This window comes from Kribbella italica, from assembly GCF_014205135.1.
In the GTDB taxonomy this organism is placed as follows: domain Bacteria; phylum Actinomycetota; class Actinomycetes; order Propionibacteriales; family Kribbellaceae; genus Kribbella; species Kribbella italica.
The window spans coordinates 2,184,372-2,200,407 of sequence record NZ_JACHMY010000001.1; the positions used below are offsets into that span (position 1 = coordinate 2,184,372).

General features: G+C 69.8%; 18 protein-coding genes. 5 read left to right on the forward strand and 13 right to left on the reverse strand.

Annotation, left to right across the window (positions count from 1 at the left end; all coding sequences use genetic code 11):
* Positions 1-56: 56 nt before the first annotated feature.
* Together HDA39_RS10240 and HDA39_RS10245 are read left to right on the forward strand one after the other, a co-directional pair.
* Positions 57-791 carry a TetR/AcrR family transcriptional regulator gene (locus HDA39_RS10240; RefSeq protein WP_184794989.1) on the forward strand — a complete coding sequence of 245 codons (735 nt, stop codon included), beginning with the start codon at positions 57-59 and terminating at the stop codon, positions 789-791.
* Positions 792-813: 22 nt separating this feature from the next.
* Positions 814-1,296, forward strand: a complete 483-nt coding sequence (locus HDA39_RS10245) for a hypothetical protein (RefSeq protein ID WP_184794990.1) — start codon at positions 814-816, stop codon at positions 1,294-1,296.
* A gap of 59 nt (positions 1,297-1,355) precedes the next feature.
* Here the strand turns inward: HDA39_RS10245 and HDA39_RS10250 are convergent, their stop codons facing one another.
* The 7 genes from HDA39_RS10250 to HDA39_RS10280 form a co-directional block, all read right to left on the reverse strand.
* Positions 1,356-2,033: a YidC/Oxa1 family membrane protein insertase gene (locus HDA39_RS10250; RefSeq protein WP_184794991.1), complete on the reverse strand. Its 678-nt coding sequence runs from the start codon at positions 2,031-2,033 to the stop codon at positions 1,356-1,358.
* Positions 2,034-2,085: 52 nt separating this feature from the next.
* Positions 2,086-2,340: a DUF6412 domain-containing protein gene (locus HDA39_RS10255; protein ID WP_238356024.1), complete on the reverse strand. Its 255-nt coding sequence runs from the start codon at positions 2,338-2,340 to the stop codon at positions 2,086-2,088.
* Positions 2,340-3,665, reverse strand: a complete 1,326-nt coding sequence (locus tag HDA39_RS10260; protein ID WP_184794992.1) for an RNA polymerase sigma factor — start codon at positions 3,663-3,665, stop codon at positions 2,340-2,342. The genes HDA39_RS10255 and HDA39_RS10260 overlap by 1 nt, the downstream gene beginning before the upstream one ends.
* A 270-nt stretch (positions 3,666-3,935) precedes the next feature.
* Positions 3,936-4,556: an HhH-GPD-type base excision DNA repair protein gene (locus HDA39_RS10265; protein WP_184794993.1), complete on the reverse strand. Its 621-nt coding sequence runs from the start codon at positions 4,554-4,556 to the stop codon at positions 3,936-3,938.
* Position 4,557: 1 nt separating this feature from the next.
* Positions 4,558-4,986 (reverse strand): universal stress protein, encoded by a 429-nt coding sequence (locus tag HDA39_RS10270; protein ID WP_184794994.1) that lies wholly within the window; start codon positions 4,984-4,986, stop codon positions 4,558-4,560.
* A gap of 342 nt (positions 4,987-5,328) precedes the next feature.
* Positions 5,329-6,807, reverse strand: a complete 1,479-nt coding sequence (locus HDA39_RS10275) for a glutamate-cysteine ligase family protein (protein WP_184794995.1) — start codon at positions 6,805-6,807, stop codon at positions 5,329-5,331.
* Between the two features lie 120 nt (positions 6,808-6,927).
* Positions 6,928-7,698 carry an MBL fold metallo-hydrolase gene (locus HDA39_RS10280; protein WP_184794996.1) on the reverse strand — a complete coding sequence of 257 codons (771 nt, stop codon included), beginning with the start codon at positions 7,696-7,698 and terminating at the stop codon, positions 6,928-6,930.
* Between the two features lie 71 nt (positions 7,699-7,769).
* On the opposite strand from HDA39_RS10280, the gene HDA39_RS10285 reads away from it, so the two are divergent.
* Positions 7,770-9,113: a DNA polymerase IV gene (locus tag HDA39_RS10285; RefSeq protein ID WP_184794997.1), complete on the forward strand. Its 1,344-nt coding sequence runs from the start codon at positions 7,770-7,772 to the stop codon at positions 9,111-9,113.
* 16 nt (positions 9,114-9,129) lie between these two features.
* Here HDA39_RS10285 and ddaH read toward each other — a convergent pair whose 3' ends face one another.
* Positions 9,130-9,897, reverse strand: a complete 768-nt coding sequence (gene ddaH / locus HDA39_RS10290) for a dimethylargininase (RefSeq protein ID WP_184794998.1) — start codon at positions 9,895-9,897, stop codon at positions 9,130-9,132.
* A 151-nt stretch (positions 9,898-10,048) separates the two neighbouring features.
* On the opposite strand from ddaH, the gene HDA39_RS10295 reads away from it, so the two are divergent.
* Positions 10,049-10,573 (forward strand): hemerythrin domain-containing protein, encoded by a 525-nt coding sequence (locus tag HDA39_RS10295; protein WP_184794999.1) that lies wholly within the window; start codon positions 10,049-10,051, stop codon positions 10,571-10,573.
* 129 nt (positions 10,574-10,702) lie between these two features.
* Entirely contained in the window at positions 10,703-11,938 is a 1,236-nt protein-coding gene (locus HDA39_RS10300) for an MFS transporter (protein WP_184795000.1), read from the forward strand.
* Here the strand turns inward: HDA39_RS10300 and HDA39_RS10305 are convergent.
* The 5 genes from HDA39_RS10305 to HDA39_RS10325 are packed head-to-tail and all read right to left on the reverse strand — an operon-like array spanning position 11,935 to position 15,965.
* Positions 11,935-12,666 carry an MBL fold metallo-hydrolase gene (locus tag HDA39_RS10305; RefSeq protein WP_184795001.1) on the reverse strand — a complete coding sequence of 244 codons (732 nt, stop codon included), beginning with the start codon at positions 12,664-12,666 and terminating at the stop codon, positions 11,935-11,937. The genes HDA39_RS10300 and HDA39_RS10305 overlap by 4 nt on opposite strands.
* Complete coding sequence (locus HDA39_RS10310; RefSeq protein ID WP_184795002.1) at positions 12,663-13,055, reverse strand: YccF domain-containing protein; 393 nt, start codon at positions 13,053-13,055, stop codon at positions 12,663-12,665. Before HDA39_RS10310 ends, HDA39_RS10305 begins: the two co-directional genes overlap by 4 nt.
* Positions 13,052-13,915, reverse strand: coding sequence for an alpha/beta fold hydrolase (locus tag HDA39_RS10315; RefSeq protein WP_184795003.1), 864 nt, complete (start codon positions 13,913-13,915; stop codon positions 13,052-13,054). Before HDA39_RS10315 ends, HDA39_RS10310 begins: the two co-directional genes overlap by 4 nt.
* A gap of 2 nt (positions 13,916-13,917) precedes the next feature.
* Positions 13,918-15,078, reverse strand: a complete 1,161-nt coding sequence (locus HDA39_RS10320; RefSeq protein ID WP_184795004.1) for a saccharopine dehydrogenase family protein — start codon at positions 15,076-15,078, stop codon at positions 13,918-13,920.
* Entirely contained in the window at positions 15,075-15,965 is an 891-nt protein-coding gene (locus tag HDA39_RS10325; protein WP_184795005.1) for an SDR family oxidoreductase, read from the reverse strand. Before HDA39_RS10325 ends, HDA39_RS10320 begins: the two co-directional genes overlap by 4 nt.
* Positions 15,966-16,036: the final 71 nt, after the last annotated feature.

Consider the following 16,036-nt stretch of genomic DNA (forward strand, 5'->3'; position numbering starts at 1 on the left):
GTCCTGCACGGTGTTCAATTCTTGGCGTACGATGGCGGGACCTACAGCGGAGGTGAATGGTGGCGGAGGAGATCGAGTCGGTCTGGACCCGGCCGAAGCGCGGACGGCGGCGCGAGCAGCCGGCGCTCAGCCAGGAGCAGATCGTCGGTGCGGCGATCAAGCTGCTGGATGCCGACGGACTGGACGCGCTCAGCATGCGCAAGCTCGGCGCCGAGCTCGGCGCGGTCGCCACTGCCGTCTACTGGCACGTCGCGAACAAGGACGAGCTGCTCGAACTGGTCGTCGACCAGGTGTACGGCGAGTTCGAGGTGCCGGTGATCACCGAGGCGTCGCAGTGGCGCGACGGCGCGACGGCGACCGCGAGCAGCCTGCGCGGGATCATCCGGCGCCATCCCTGGCTGGCCGCGACGCTGGCCGACGTCGGCGTCACCTTCATCGGGCCGAACCTGATGAAGGTCTCCGACCGGCTGCTGGCCCTGTACGAGACCGCCGGCTTCCCGCCGATCGAGGCCGACCAGGCGTCCAAGACGGTCATCGGCTTCGTGCTCGGCGTGGCCGGCAACGAGGCGGCCACGCTCACCAAGCTGGCCCGGACGGGCGAGACGGTCGAGCAGTGGCTCGCCAAGTCCATGCCCGCCGCCGAACGCGCCGCACAGGACCATCCCCGGATGCGCGCCCTGTACGCCGCCTACGCGGACCACGACTGGAGCACGGCCGACGACGACACCTTCACCTACGGCCTGGAACGAATCCTCGACGGTCTGGAGCTGCGCCTCGCCCAGCTGACCTGACCCAGCGGCTATCGTCACGCGCGTGGCAGAACCTGGCGACCGTACCCCGGAGCAGGACGACGCGGCCCGCGTCGCGGACACCCGTCGCGCGATGGAGCTGGGCATGCCACCTGCGCGCGGCACCACGGCCCCCGGCCACGGGCGGGCGAGGGACGACGACCAGACCGCCGACCGGCCGCACGACGGCGTACGCCATCTGGACGACCAACGGAGTCTCCGCGAGGAGGCCGCAGGTGGTGCCACCGGAGGTGGCGGTGCTGCGGCCGGAGGAGCAGCCGCGGCGGCCGCTGGGCCGCCGATTGGAATGGCCGCGGAGAAGGCCAAAGAGGCGGTCGAAAAGGTGCGGGCCGCCACTGACGCCCACACGGCCGAAGAGATCTGGAAGGCCTCCGAGCCGTCCTCCCAGGGCGCCGCGCCCGAGCATCGTCGCCGGCCCGGCCAGGGGCGGCCGCCCAACCAGCAGAGCGATCGCTCGGGTCCAGGTCATCGCGGCCCGAACCGCTGACGATCGCGCGCTGAGCACCGCCGGGCGCGCTCACTCAGCGGCCCGGCGGCTTCCTGCGGTCAGCGCAGGAGAATCGCCCGCTCGACGACCGTCCACGTGGTCGTGGTCAGCAGGTAGAGCCCCGCGGCCAACGGGATGAACGCCGCGGTGAGCAGCGTGCCGAACGGCAGCAGCCGCGCGAGGTTGCGGTTCATCGGCGTCGCCGTCTCGTCCAGGCGCGCCAGCTGACGGCGTGCGGAGAAGAACGCGACGACGGCGAGCAGCACCGCCAGTCCGACGTACGCCGGCGTGGTCGCGAAGACCGGCCAGTGCACGCCGATCGGGGCGCCGAACAACGTCCCCGCGAGCAGTTCGTTCGGCTCACCGCCGACGACCGCGCGCGAGAACAGGCTGTAGAGCGCCCAGAAGAACGGCAGCTGCGCGAACATCGGCAGGCACCCGGCGAGCAACGTCGTGCCGGAATCGGCCTGCAGCTTCGCGATCTCCTTCTGGGCCCGCTCGGGGTTCTTCGAGTGCAACTTGCTGATCTCCTGGATCTGCGGCATCAGCACCGCACGGGACTTCTCACCGCGGACCGCCCGCAGACTGAGCGGCAGCAGCAGCAACCGGACGGCGAGGGTGAAGGCAATGATCGCCAGCGCCGCGGCGTACGGACCGCCGACGGGTTCGAGCACTCCGGCGATCCAGGAGACGAGCTGGTACGCGCCGTTGATCGGCGCATCGAGAAAGGAAGGCATGACTGAGCTCCACAAGAACAAAGGGATTCGGACCGGTCGCGAGGAAGTGCGACTACAGCCCGGGAGCTCTGGGACGTGGCCGTCCGGCCGTGTCCGGATCACGCAGCGGGACGTACGCCGTCCGCGCCGACTGCTCGCGCAGGGTCAGCGCGACCAGCGGCGTCACCACCGGCGTACGGCGCGAGGTGCGGCCGGCCAGCAGTACCGCGAACAGCAGGGCCGCCGCCGTGAACACGGCGGCGGCCAGAGTTGCCGCATCGAGGGCAGGGATCACCAGCGACAGCGCGCCGGCGATCACCTGGTGCATCAGTCGAGGTAGTCGCGCAGGACCTGGGACCGCGACGGGTGCCGCAGCTTCGACATCGTCTTGGACTCGATCTGCCGGATCCGCTCCCGCGTGACGCCGTAGACCTTGCCGATCTCGTCCAGCGTCTTCGGCTGGCCGTCGGTCAGGCCGAAGCGCATCGAGACCACGCCGGCCTCGCGCTCGGACAGGGTGTCGAGCACCGCGTGCAGCTGCTCCTGCAGCAGCGTGAACGAGACCGCCTCGGCCGGGACGATGGCCTCGGAGTCCTCGATCAGGTCGCCGAACTCGGAGTCGCCGTCCTCACCGAGCGGGGTGTGCAGGGAGATCGGCTCGCGACCGTACTTCTGCACCTCGATGACCTTCTCCGGGGTCATGTCGAGCTCCTTGGCGAGCTCTTCCGGAGTGGGTTCGCGACCGAGGTCCTGCAGCATCTGCCGCTGGACGCGGGCCAGCTTGTTGATGACCTCGACCATGTGCACCGGGATGCGGATGGTGCGGGCCTGGTCGGCCATCGCACGGGTGATCGCCTGCCGGATCCACCAGGTCGCGTACGTCGAGAACTTGTAGCCCTTGGTGTAGTCGAACTTCTCGACCGCGCGGATCAGACCGAGGTTGCCCTCCTGGATCAGGTCCAGGAACAGCATGCCGCGGCCGGTGTAGCGCTTGGCGAGCGAGACGACGAGTCGCAGGTTGGCCTCGAGGAGGTGGTTCTTGGCGCGCCGGCCGTCCTCCGAGATCCACTCGTACTCGTCCTTGACCTTCTCCTTGAGCTTGGTCTCGGCGTCGCCGATCTGCTCCTCGGCGAACAGCCCGGCCTCGATCCGCTTGGCGAGCTCGACCTCCTGCTCGGCGTTCAGCAGGGGGACCTTGCCGATCTGCTTCAGGTAGTCCTTGACCGGGTCGGCGGTCGCGCCGGCCACCATCACCTGCTGCTCGGGCTCGTCGGTCTCGTCGGCCTCGGAGACGATGAAGCCCTGGTCCTCGGTGAGCTCCTTCTCCAGCGGCTTGACGGCGTCGGCCTGGAAGTCCGACTCGTCGACCTCGTCCAGGGCGCGCGGCTTCCCGGTCTTCGGGTCGATCGCGAGACCCGCCTCGGACACAGCCTTCTTCGCCGGCGCCTTCTTCGCGGCGGCCTTCTTCGCGGGGATACCGTCCTCCTTGGATGCAGCAGCCTTCTTGGCCGCGGGCACGGCCTTCTTCACGGTGGCCTTCTTGGCGGCAGGGTCAGGCACTCTGGCGCTGGTCCTCGGGGCCGTGCTCCGGGCAGTGGCGGCCACAGCCCGGGCTGACTCGGCGGGGAGATTCTCGGACGAGCTGGACGACACGAATTACCTCTCGTCTGACGCAGGGTTTTCTGTACGGCGGAACTGGTGGAACAGGTGGTACACGAATTCTGCGCTGCGCACCGGCTTCTGTGCTCGTCTGCGATCGTGTTCGCTGGTCAGCAGTTATTCACCGGGATGCCCGTCAGGCGGCAGCAACACTACATTGTAATCCGCCGAGCAACCCGAACCCACGCGCGACCCCCGTCCGGGCGTGGCACGCCCGGTGCCCGCACGCCCCCGCGGGCCGGCACCGGTCCTGTCCTTGAGTCCTCAACTGTTCCTGGTCTGCCGTAGTGGCCGGGCGACAACCCGTTGCTGGGCGACCTGCTGGGCGGCCTTGAACTGCCGCACCTTCACCAGCGACGCCACGTCGATCACGTCCGCGACCGACTTGTACGCACCGTCCTCGCCGTACGGCTCGGACGCCTCGCGCCAGCCGCGCGGCCGGACCTTCAGCTGCTTGCCGAGCAGCGCGACGAAGATCTTCGCCTTCTGCGCGCCGAAGCCGGGCAGCGCCGACAACCTGGCCAGCAGGTCGTCACCGGACTTCACGTCGGCCCACACGCCCGAGGCGTTGCCGCCGTACTCCTCGTCCAGGTGCTTGGCCAGCGTCTGGATCCGGGCGGCCATCGCGGTCGGGAACCGGTGCACCGCGGGCGGTCCGGTCACCACCTCGACGAAACCGTCCGGGTCGTAGGCGGCGACCGTGCACGGATCGAACGAACCTTCCATCCGCTTGGCGATCAGGACCGGGCCGGCGAAGGCGCGCTCCATCGGGATCTGCTGGTCGAGCAGCATGCCGACCATCAGCGCGAAAGGGTCCCTGCTCAGCATCTCGTCGGCGTCGGGCTGCTGCGCCAGGCACAGTTTCTTGCTGCGTGTCGAAGTCACGTCAGTCCTCCTCCCCATCAATCAACTCAGCCTCTGCCTTGACGGCGAGTACCGGACACGGAGCGTCGAGCAGCACCCGCTGGGCGTTGCTGCCGAGGATGAGCTTGCCGACCGGTGACCGGCGCCTCAGGCCGATCACGATGAACTCCGCGTGCACCTGCTCGGCGACGGCCACCAGGTCCTCCGCCGGGTCGAGTCCACGCACCAGTTGCCGCACCTCGTACGGCACTCCGGTCGAGTCGAGCTGCTCACGCACCTCCGTCAACGCGGCCTCACTGGCCGCGGCCTCGTCGCTGTCGAAGCTGCGCCCGCCACGGTGGGAGTTCACCACCACCAGCTTGGCGTCGCGGAGCGTCGCCTCCTCCGCCGCCCTTCGAAGAGCAGCACGCCCTTCGGCCTTCGGCACATAACCCACGACGATGGTCGTCATCGACTTGCCTCACCTCCGGGTGTCTGTCGACCCGTTCCGAACGATACTGCCCTGAACCGCTACCGGCATCTGTGGAAAAGCACCATCTGTGTCGCGACCGTGACCGTTAGGCAGTTGTGTCCGCAACGAGACCGTGTCCACCCCGGGCAGGCAGTTCGGTTGGAACCTGCATACCCGCAGCCGTGGCTTCTAACCCTCCCCCGGGGCCGCCTTGGCCGACACCCTTGCAGGGTCCGGGGCCGACGCGCCAGTCCCATGCCGTTGCCTTCGGCAAGGGGACGGGCCGGTGTCCTACGTTGTCTGTGGTCCGGCCCCTTTCTTCACGCCGGTGGGCTAACCGGTTCAGTCGACCGGCCACTCGTGCACCGGGGTGTTGTCGTGCATGTGGTCGCGGTAGCGGCCCAGCATTCCTCGCAGAGCGTCACGACGATCGTGCGAGCCTTTGGTGTACAGGCGGTGGAACTCGTCGGCCTGCCAGGACGCACCGTTGCGGTGGGTGAGGCACCGTTGCTCGATGATGCCCAGCAGCCGGTCCCGTACGTCGGGAGCAACCCCCCACGCGTCCAGTCCCTGCGATGCCAACGGCAACAGGCGCCGCAGGACCAGCTCGGTCGCCCGCACCGTCCCGATCCCCGGCCAGAACACTTCCGCGTCGATGCCCTGCCGGGCCGCCTCGTGGAAGTTCTCCTCCGCCGCGCTGAACGACATCTGCGACCAGATCGGGCGCTCGTCGTCGGCCAGCGCGCGGACCAGGCCGAAGTAGAAGGCGCCGTTGGCCATCGTGTCGACGACGGTCGGGCCGGCCGGCAGCACCCGGTTCTCGACCCGCAGGTGCGGCTTGTCCCGGACAACGTCGTACACGGGACGGTTCCAGCGGTAGATCGTCCCGTTGTGCAGGCGAAGCTCCGAAAGAGCTGGGGCGTCGCCGCGATCGAGCACCGCGATCGGGTCCTCGTTGGACGTCACCGGCAGCAGCGCCGGGTAGTAGCGCGAGTTCTCCTCGAACAGGTCGAAGATCGAGGTGATCCATCGTTCACCGAACCAGACCCGTGGCCGGACGCCCTGCGTCTTCAGCTCGTGGGTGCGGGTGTCGGCGGCCTGCTCGAACAACGCGATCCGGGTCTCGCGCATCAGCTCCTTGCCGAACAGGAACGGCGAGTTCGCCCCGACCGCGAGCTGGACGCCGGAGATCGCCTGGGCCGCGTTCCAGTACTTCGGGAACGCCTCGGGCGTCACCTGCAGGTGGAACTGCGTCGACGTACAGGCGGCTTCGGGCACGATGCTGTCGGCGGTGACGGCCAGCCGTTCGACGCCGTCGATGGAGATCTGCACGTCCTCGCCGCGGGCCTGGAAGATCTGGTCGTTCAGCAACGCGTAGCGCGGGTTGGTGCTGAGCGCCTCGCGGTGGATGTGCTCGGTCAGCAGCGTCGGCAGGATGCCGACCACCACCATCGACGACCCGGTCCGCTGCGCCTTCTCCTCGGCCGCGTTCAGGCTGGCCCGGATCGAGGCCTCCATCGTGTCCAGCCCGTCGCCGTCGATCTGGCCGGGCGGCACGTTGATCTCGATGTTGAACTGGCCGAGCTCGGTCTGGAACGCGTCGTCCTCGATCGCGCTCAGCACCTCGGCGTTCTTGAACGCCGGGTCGCAGCGCTCGTCGACCAGGTTCAGCTCGATCTCGATCCCGGTCATCGGCCGTTCGGCGTCGAACCGTGCCTCCCGCAGCATCCGTGCGAAGGCGTCCAGGTTGCGATGGACCTGGTTGCGGAACGCCGTACGGTCCGCCCGGGTGAACTCGACCCGGTCGACTTCCTCGCCCATCTGGCCTCCCCTGTCGCGGTACCGCCGTGGGTACGGCGTACTTCTCAGTACCTGGCGACAGTCTGCCTGAACCGCGCCCCGGATGTGACGTGGATCGCGTCGCCGATCATCAGGTGGTCCTCAGCGCGGGACCACGATGAAGTGGTCGTGGACCAGCCGGCGTGGCTCCGGGCCCGCAGCGGTCAGCGCTTCGTCCAGCTCGGTCAGCGTCTCCGGGGCGAGCTCCAACGGGTGCTCGCCGGGATGTTCGGCGGCGCCCATCACGTAGTCCTCCCCCGGCCGGTCCGTCAGCTCGATGTGCGCGCCGAGCACCCGTTCCACCGGATTGCCCGCGGCAACGAATCCGGCCAGCCGCCGGATGCTGCTCCGGTACGACGACCAGTCGGGCACGTACAACCGGCCCGGGTACAACGAGTCGCCGGTCAGCAGCAGCCGCGTCTCCCGGTCGTAGACCGCGACGTCGCTCCCCTGGTGCCCCGGGATCGGGATCACGTCGAGAACGCGCTCTCCGAGGTCGAAGGTGACGATCTCGTCGGGCCAGGACGTGATCCCGAAGAACGCTGCGACCTCCTCCACCGACCTGCCGACCACGCGGTCGAACTGGTCGTCGCCACCGACATGGTCGCCGTGCCCGTGGGTGTGGGCGACCGCCAGCTCGAGGTCCCGACCGGCCAGCAGCTCGTCGACGACCGCGCGCAGATTCGCGTGCCCGGTCCCGGTGTCCAGCAGGAGAGCGCGCTCCGACCCGATCAGCAGGTAGAGGAACGGTCCCTCGAAGTTGGTGTGCAGCGCCTGGCGGATGATCACCGTCCGCTCGTCGTACCAGTGCACCTGATGATCCGGCCCGTCGGCCGTCGTACCGTCGTCCCACCGGTCAGGGAAGCTCGCCATGCCCGGATTCTGTCAGCCGGCTCCCCGCTCCCGCCCCCGGAACTGTCGGTGGCACCAGGGAGACTGTCGACGTGCGTGCCGATCCATCGATCCTGCATGTCGACCTGGACGCGTTCTTCGCGGCGGTCGAGCAGCGGGACAAGCCCTCCCTGCGCGGCAAACCCGTCGTCGTGGGTGGGATCGGGCTGCGCGGAGTGGTCTCGACGGCGTCGTACGAGGCGCGCAAGTACGGCGTCCGCTCGGCGATGTCGACGGCCGAGGCGCGCTCGCGCTGCCCGCACGCGGCGTACCTGTGGCCGCGGTTCGAGGTGTACCGGGCGACCAGCCAGGCGGTGATGGCACAGATGCGGGCGCTGTCCCCGCTGGTCGAGCCGCTGTCGCTGGACGAGGCGTTCGTCGACCTGTCCGCGGCGGGCCTGCACGACCTGACCGTCGACGACGTCCAGGCGATCGCCGACGACCTGAAGGACGCGATCAAGGAAGCCAGCGGCGGACTGACCGCCTCGGTCGGCGCCGGGACGTCGAAGCTGATCGCGAAGATCGCCAGCGACCTCGACAAGCCCGACGGCGTCGTCGTCGTACCGCCCGGGACGGAGGCGGAGTTCCTCGCGCCGATGCAGGTCACCGTGATCCCCGGGGTCGGCCCGGCGACCGCGCAACGACTCAGCATGGCCGGCGTCCGGACGGTCGCGGACCTGCAGCTGCTCGACGAGGACGAGCTGATCCGTCAGGTCGGATCGGCCCACGGCACGAGCCTGCACCGGCTCGCCGTCGCCGCCGACGACCGCCCGGTGGTGAGCGACCGCGAGACGAAGTCGGTCAGCATCGAGGACACCTTCGAGACCGACATCATCGATCGCTCGCTGCTGACCGCGATCAGCGAACGGATGGCCCACCGCGTCGCCGAACGCCTCCGCAAGGCCCAGCTCTCCGGCCGCACCGTCACCGTGAAGACGCGGATGCACGACTTCACCACCCACACCCGCTCGTCCACCCTGGCCGGCCCGACCGACGACCCCCGCGTGGTCGCCCGCGTCGCCCGCCGCCTCCTCGACGACAGTGACATCTCCGGCGGCATCCGCCTGCTCGGCGTCGGCGTCTCGTCCCTGGCCGACTGGATCCAGGACGACCTGTTCACCGAGTCCGAAGCCGACGAAGCAGCCGAGGCCGCCGTCGACCTCCCCGAAGTCCCCGTCCGCCCCCGCGAACGCGACACCGGCTACCACCCGGGCCAGGACGTCACCCACCCGACGTACGGCGCCGGCTGGGTCTGGGGCGCCGGCCGAGGCCGAGTCACCGTCCGCTTCGAGACCCCCGAGACGCGGGGTCCGATCCGCACGTTCGCCCTCGAGGACCCAGAACTCACCAAGCTCAAGCACCCCAGCGCGGACGATTCCGAGGAACCCGCCGACTAGGCGGTAGGTCTGTTGATCAGTGGCGGAGGCGGACCGACAGGCAGGTGACGCAGCCTTCGAGCTTTTCGAATTCGGTGATGTCGACGGGGACCGGGGTGTAGCCGAGGGTGGTGAAGAGGGCGGCGGTGCGGGGTGCTGAGGCGGCCATCAGCAGGTGGGTGTCGTCGAGCAGTACGACGTGGGAGCCGGCTTCCTCGGGGACGGCGCGGAAGGTGGGGAAGGCTGCCGGGTCGTCGACGAGCGGCTCGTAGCCGATGACCGTTCCGTCGGGGAGGGCGGTGACGGCGGACTTGAGGTGGAGGACCTTGCGGACCGGTACGGCGACGACCTGCGCGCCGAGCGGTTCGAGGTGGGTGCGGAGCTGGTCGAAGCCGGACCGGTTGGTGCGACCGCCCTGGCCGACGTACACGGTGGTGCCGACCTTCAGGATGTCGCCGCCGTCGAAGGTGCCGGGGGCATCGACGTAGGCCAGGCGGTAGCCCTGGGCCTCGACCGCTTCGGCGGCGGCCGCGGCTTCCGGGCGTCGCTCGGTGGCGCCGGCGCGGGCGATCACCGCGAGGTCGCCGTACACGACCATCGTGTCCTCGACGAACACGCCATCCGGGCATTCGTCGACCGGCGGGACCTCGACGGTCGTCCAGCCGGCGGCGGTCAGCGCGTCGACGTACTGCTGCCACTGCCGTACGGCGAGGTCGGCGTCGACCGGGACCCGTTCGAGGTGGGTGAGCAGACCCTCGGCGAGACGCGGGCTGGGACGGCGGACGAGCGCGCGGGTAGTGGCCATGCCCGGAGCGTAACCGGCGGCAACGGACGTGTCCGGGCCTCGTGCAACGGTCTGGAACTCACCCGGCAGGACCGTATGCATGGCGCGCCGATCGGCGGGTACCGGCAGGTCGATCCCGGTGTGGTTGCCGGGCACTGACTTGGAGGGTTCGATGCCGAAGATCCTGCAGCACACCGGTGGTGACGTGGTCGAGGTCATCCTGGCCGATCACCGCTGGTTCGAGGAGGCGCTGCGCGAGCTGCGGGACGTCGGGAGCGACCGGGCCGCCGTACTGGCCGATCTCGCGACCGTCCTGATCGCGCACGCGGAGGCCGAGGAGTCGAAGGTCTACCCCCAGCTGCGGAAGAAGGACGCGATCGACGCCGACGAGGTCGAGCACTCCGAGCGCGAGCACGACGAGGGCAACGAGGCCCTGCTCGAGCTGATGGAGGTCGAGGACCCCGCGTCGGAGGAGTTCGGCGACAAGACGCACGAGTTGTCCGAGGCGCTGTCGCACCACCTCGACGAGGAGGAGCGCGACGTGCTCAACCCGGCGCGGACCGAAGTCTCCCAGGAGGTCCGTGACGACCTCGGGGAGAAGTTCGCGGCCGAGCGTGCCCGGCTGATCGACTCCGGTGCGGGCTCGATCGAGAACGTGCGCAAGCTGGTCGAGGCGGCCAAGAAGAAGTCCTCCTGATCCGCCGTACCGTCCCCGCGACCAAGAGCGCGGGTCAGTCGCCGGACTCGGCGTGAGCGCGACTGGCCCGTGCCCCAGGTTCCGGGGACGGACCGCCGGCTGAATCCGGGCGCTGGGTAGGGTCCGGGCATGAATCGCCGGTGGCCGTTGCTCGGGTACCCGGCGTTTCTCCGGTTCTGGGCCGCGGACGCGATCTCGATGGCCGGTACGTCGATCACGACGGTGGCGCTGCCGGCGATCGCGATCTTCACGCTCGGCGCCTCCGACAGCGAGGTCGGCCTGATCAGCGCCGCGCGCTGGTTCCCCTACCTGCTGCTCGGCCTGCTGGCCGGCGTCTTCGTCGACCGGCACCGCCGCAAGCCGATCCTGGTCACCGCCGACCTGGCGCGTGGTTTAGTGCTCGCACTGATCCCGCTCTGCGCCGTACTCGACGTACTCTCGATGCCGCTGCTGATCGCGATCGTGCTCGTGTTCGGCGCGCTGTCCCTCGGGTACGACGCTGCACACCAGTCGTTCCCGCCCGTCCTGGTCCCGACCGCCCTGCTCACCCCGGCGTGGTCGCGCCTCATGCAGACCGACGCCGTCGCCTCGACCGGCGGACCGGCCATGGCCGGGTTCCTGGTCCAGCTGATCAGCGCACCGATCGCGATCCTGGTCGACGCACTCTCCTACCTGATCTCCGGCCTGCTCCTGCTCACCGTCCGGCCGCTCGGCCCGGAAGTTGCCCCCGGCAAGGACATTCCGCGGGACCTGCGCCAGGAGATCCGCGACGGTCTGGCCTGGGTCTACCGCGACCGGACCACCGGCCCGCTGGCGGTGACCGGGCACGTGTGGTTCGTGTTCCAGGGCATCATCGTCACGGCGTACACGGTCTTCGCGTACAAGACCCTCGGGCTGAGCGTCGGCGCGGTCGGGGTGACGCTGGCGATCGGCGGCGTCGGCTCGGTGATCGGCGCGACGGCGTCGGGCTGGTTCGGGCGGCGGATGGGCGTCGGGCCGGCGATCGTCCTCTGCCGCTGGATGACCCCGTTCGGCTACCTGCTGATCCCGCTGGCCGGCGACAACGCGCTCGGCTTCGCCATGCTGTGCGTGAGCCAGTTCGTCTTCGGGCTCTCGATCGGCATCGACAGCCCGATCGAGATGGGCTACCGCCAGTCCATCACGCCGTCCGGGCTGCTCGGCCGGCTGCATGCCACCTTGCGCTCGGTCAACCGCGCGTCGCTCACCGCGGGCCTGGTGCTCGGCGGCGTCCTGGCCGAACACCTCGGCCGCCGGGAGACGCTCTGGATCGGCGTCGCCGGCATGGTCCTGCAGGCCGTGCTCCTGCACCGCTCGGCCTTCCGCCACGCGAGGCTCGCCGCCTAGCTCAGGTCGAGCACGAGCCCTTCCTCCGCGGCGATCACGTCACCGGCGAAGTTCTCCCGCGCCTGGGTCACCGAGAGAGCGCGATCCGAGCCGGGCCAGAAGTGCGTCAGCAGCAACCGCTTCGCCCCGGTGGCGAACGTGCCGGCCTCCCGCGCGGTCATCAGGAACCGCGGTCCCTCGGCCGGCGGTTCCTGATGCGTCGCGTCGCAGATGAACAGATCCGCGCTGTCAGCCAGCCGAGCCAACTCAGGCGACGGCCCACTGTCGCCCGTGTAGGAAACCGTCAGCCCCGGCGCACTCAGCCGTACGCCGAAGTTCGTCTTGTAGTGCGGCAAGAGAACGCTCTCCAGCCGGAACGGCCCGATCTCCGTCGCCGTCGCCAGGTCGTGCACGGCAAAGACCGTCGCCGGATCAGGATTCGGTTCCAGCGCCCGCAGTACGGCGAGCACGCCCGGCGGGCAGTACAGCGGGATCGGCGCGGCCTCGGGCGCCTGGTAGTGCCGGACCCGCGCGAGGGCGCTCACGTCGACGCAGTGGTCGGGATGCTCGTGGGTCACCACGACCGCGTCGACCTCGCCGTCCGGGCAGTGCTCGAGCAACCGCGGCAGCGTCGCGTACCCGAGATCCAGCACAACCTTGAACCCGTCGTACTCGAGCAGGAAGCCGGCGCACGCCCGGCCCGCCTCGGGCCAGGCACCGCACGACCCGAGCACGGTCAGCGACCTCATCGGATGCCGAAGGCCTCGTCCGTGGAGACGATGTCCTTGCCCAGCGGCAGCAGCGAGATCGGGATCAGCTTGAAGTTGGCCAGGCCGAGCGGGATCCCGATGATGCTGACGCACAGCGCGATGCCGGTGACCAGGTGGCCCAGCGCCAGCCACCAGCCGGCGACGATCACCCAGATGATGTTGCCGAGCACCGACCCGGCGCCCGCGCCGCGGCGGTCGACGACGGTCCGGCCGAACGGCCAGAGCGCGAACCCGGCGATCCGGAACGACGCGATGCCGAACGGGATGGTGACGATCAGGATGCAGCAGATCAGGCCGGCGATCGCGTAGCCGACCGCCAGCCAGAATCCGGCCAGCATCAGCCAGATCAGGTTCAGGAGCGTTCTCATACCTGCCAGCCTGCCACCCGCCGGGTGTGCTCGAGGGTCAACCGGGCGACAAGTCCGGGATCGTTCCGGGGCAACCAGTGCCCTCCCCTGACCACTTGGACGCTGAGATTGGGGGCCCAGCGCGCGACGTCGGTCTGCAGCGGTGTCGTCACGAACGCGTCGCCGTCCGGAGACACCGCGAGCACCGGTACGTCGGTACGCCGTGCCCGCGGCCGCAGCAGCCGAGGGAGCACGTTGGCGCGGTAGAGCTGCAGACCGTTCACGTAGTCCGGGAGAGAGCGTTCTCCGTCCGGCGCCGCACGTCCTCCCGCGCTCAGCTCCATCTTGGCCGTGGCGCGCTGCCCCCACCCCGTCCGCCAGCCGAGCTCGGGCACCCAGGGCAGCTGGAAGTAGAGGATGTACCAGGAGTGCGCGAGCTGGGAGAGCTTCTCCCGCCGCGGCCGGCGATCGCGGAAGAAGTAGCCGGCGTGATCGAGCGACGGCCCCGAGATCGACACGAACGACTCGATCCGCCCGCGCAACCGCTCACTGGTCACGAAGTGCCAGGACTGGATCGAGCCCCAGTCGTGCGCGAGCAGCTGCACCGCCTGGTCACCGGCGACCGCGTCGAGCACGGCGGTGAAGTCCTCCTCCAGCCGATCGAGCCGGTACGCCGTACGCCCGCGCGGGTGGTCGGAGTTCCCCGCGCCGCGGACGTCGTACGTGACGACGTGGAAGTGCTCGGCGAGCCGTTGCGCAACAGGCTCCCAGAGGCGGGCGTTGTCCGGGTACCCGTGCACGCAGACGAGCACGGGCGCGGACGGGTCGCCGTACTCGTAGAGCGCGATCTGCGTCCCGTCGGCCGATCTCACCCGGCGCACGCTCAGTACTCCTCGGTCGAGATCACCCGGAAGCTGATGCCTGCGGCAACCAACCGGTCGCGCAACGCCGGGCCCATCGCCGAGGCGGTCGTCACCTGGCCGGCCGTCGTCGGGAGGTCGTCGAGCGCCAGTGAGAGCGCGCACTCGCCGAGCATCTTCGCGGTCTCGTCGTACCCCGGATCACCGCCGGCGACCTCGGTGACGACGCGCGTGCCGCCGCCCGAGCCGATGAACCGCGCCTTGAACCACGACTTCGCCCGCCGTTCCGGCGACGGCCCGTCCCCGGCCTTGATCCGGTCGATCAGCGCCTTGCGCGCCGGCGGGACCTGAGCGGCAGCGACCAGCAGGCCCATCCCGACGATGCCCCCGGCAACCATCGGCAACCGCTTCACGGCCGCGTAGTGCGAGTACGTGAAGGCGGGTCCGTACGCGTCGAGCAGCATCGCCGAACGACGGACGATCTGCGGGTCGACCGTCGGCAGCGGGACCGCCCAGAAGCCCTGCAAGCGGTGGATCCGGCCGGCGGACAGCTTCACCGAGCGGTCGGTCAGGCGTTCCTCGGCACGCCGCCGGGCCTTGTGCGCGTCGAGGTTCTGCTTGCCGCGGGAGAACGCGGTGATCGCGGTCTCCCAGGTTCCGCCCGACGGTTTGCCGCCGGCACGGATCATGCCGTCGACCTTGATCGGCACGCGGCGCGGCAGCTGCTCGACGGTGAACTGCACGCCCAGGTCGTACGGGATCGAGTCGAAACCGCAGCAGTGGATCAACCGCGCGCCGGTCTCGACGGCCTTCGCGTGGTGGGCGACGTACATCTTGTCGACGAACTCCGACTCGCCGGTCAGGTCGAGGTAGTCGGTCCCCGCCGCGGCGCAAGCCGCGACCAGCGGTTCGCCGTACCGGATGTACGGGCCGACGGTGGTGACGACGATGCGGGTCGACTCGGCGACCGCTCTCAGCGACTCCGGGTCCTCGACGTCTGCAGGCAGGAGGTCGAGCTCGGGAGCCTTCAGGTCGTCGCGGAGCTTCTCCAGCTTCGCGTTGTTCCGGCCCGCGAGCGCGAGCTTCAGGCCGGGCGGCGCGTGCTTCACGAGGTACGCCGCGGTGAGCGCTCCCGTGAAGCCGGTCGCGCCGAGCAGCACCACGTCGTACTGGCGTTCACTCATCCGCGGGCACCTTTGGCCTTGGCCGTGTCCGCGAGGCCGCCGGCACCGGACGCACGGGACGAGACGTCGGCACCGCGGGCCTCGATGTCGGCCAGGGCGGCGCGGTCGGCCTTGGCGACCGACCTCCGGCTGCCCAGCTCGACGAGGTGCGGGATCAGCGCGCGGAAGATCTTCATCGGGCCGATCCAGCCGGGCACGTGCACCACGCGAGAGCGCTTCCTGATGCCGGCGGTGAACTTCTCGACGGCGAGTTCCAGCGGGTAGACGCGGCTCGCGAACGGGATCCCGGTCCGGACCTTGCCGAACACCGGGTGGTCGTCGACGCCGCGCACCATGTCGGTGTCGACGAAGGTCATGTGCGCGACGCCGACCCGGACGCCGAGGTGCCGCAGCTCGGCGCGCAGGCTGTTGCCCATCGCTTCGACCCCGGCCTTGGCCGTGTTGTACGACGCGAGCCCGGGGATGTGCACGACGGCCGCGAGCGACGAGACGAGCAGCAGGTAGCCCTTGCTCTCGATCAGGTGCGGCAACGTCAGGTGAACGGTCCGCCAGACGCCGTACAGGTCGACGTCGAGAACGCGCTCCCAGACGGCCGGGTCCATGCTCCGGGTGAAGCCCGGCGCCGCGATGCCCGCGTTCGCGACGACGACGTCGATCCGGCCGTACCGCTCGCGAACGCCCTCGACCGCGGCGCGCAGCGACTCCAGGTCGGTGACGTCGGCCTCCCACCAGCCGGCGTCCGGGCCGCAGTCCTCGGCGACCTTCTTCAGCTCGTCGGGTTCCAGCCCGACCAGCGCCAGTGTGTCGCCCTCGCTCGCCAGCCGGCGAGCCACCGCCGCACCGATCCCCCGGGACGCGCCTGTGACGAGTACGACCTTGCCGGCCATCGCGGACCTCCGTCTGTTGAGTCGATACTCAACAGTAAGTGCTTGTTGAGCTGATACTCAATAGACTGTCC

Excerpts from the sequence above, each read along its gene's own strand:
- HDA39_RS10310 (WP_184795002.1), bottom strand. The coding sequence starts at position 13,055 with ATGAGAACGCTCCTGAACCTGATCTGGCTGATGCTGGCCGGATTCTGG.
- HDA39_RS10305 (WP_184795001.1), bottom strand. The coding sequence starts at position 12,666 with ATGAGGTCGCTGACCGTGCTCGGGTCGTGCGGTGCCTGGCCCGAGGCG.
- HDA39_RS10250 (WP_184794991.1), bottom strand. The coding sequence starts at position 2,033 with ATGCCTTCCTTTCTCGATGCGCCGATCAACGGCGCGTACCAGCTCGTC.
- HDA39_RS10255 (WP_238356024.1), bottom strand. The coding sequence starts at position 2,340 with ATGCACCAGGTGATCGCCGGCGCGCTGTCGCTGGTGATCCCTGCCCTC.
- HDA39_RS10280 (WP_184794996.1), bottom strand. The coding sequence starts at position 7,698 with ATGGCGAGCTTCCCTGACCGGTGGGACGACGGTACGACGGCCGACGGG.
- ddaH (WP_184794998.1), bottom strand. The coding sequence starts at position 9,897 with ATGGCCACTACCCGCGCGCTCGTCCGCCGTCCCAGCCCGCGTCTCGCC.
- HDA39_RS10295 (WP_184794999.1), top strand. The coding sequence starts at position 10,049 with ATGCCGAAGATCCTGCAGCACACCGGTGGTGACGTGGTCGAGGTCATC.
- HDA39_RS10270 (WP_184794994.1), bottom strand. The coding sequence starts at position 4,986 with ATGACGACCATCGTCGTGGGTTATGTGCCGAAGGCCGAAGGGCGTGCT.
- HDA39_RS10320 (WP_184795004.1), bottom strand. The coding sequence starts at position 15,078 with ATGAGTGAACGCCAGTACGACGTGGTGCTGCTCGGCGCGACCGGCTTC.
- HDA39_RS10240 (WP_184794989.1), top strand. The coding sequence starts at position 57 with ATGGTGGCGGAGGAGATCGAGTCGGTCTGGACCCGGCCGAAGCGCGGA.
- HDA39_RS10300 (WP_184795000.1), top strand. The coding sequence starts at position 10,703 with ATGAATCGCCGGTGGCCGTTGCTCGGGTACCCGGCGTTTCTCCGGTTC.
- HDA39_RS10325 (WP_184795005.1), bottom strand. The coding sequence starts at position 15,965 with ATGGCCGGCAAGGTCGTACTCGTCACAGGCGCGTCCCGGGGGATCGGT.
- HDA39_RS10275 (WP_184794995.1), bottom strand. The coding sequence starts at position 6,807 with ATGGGCGAGGAAGTCGACCGGGTCGAGTTCACCCGGGCGGACCGTACG.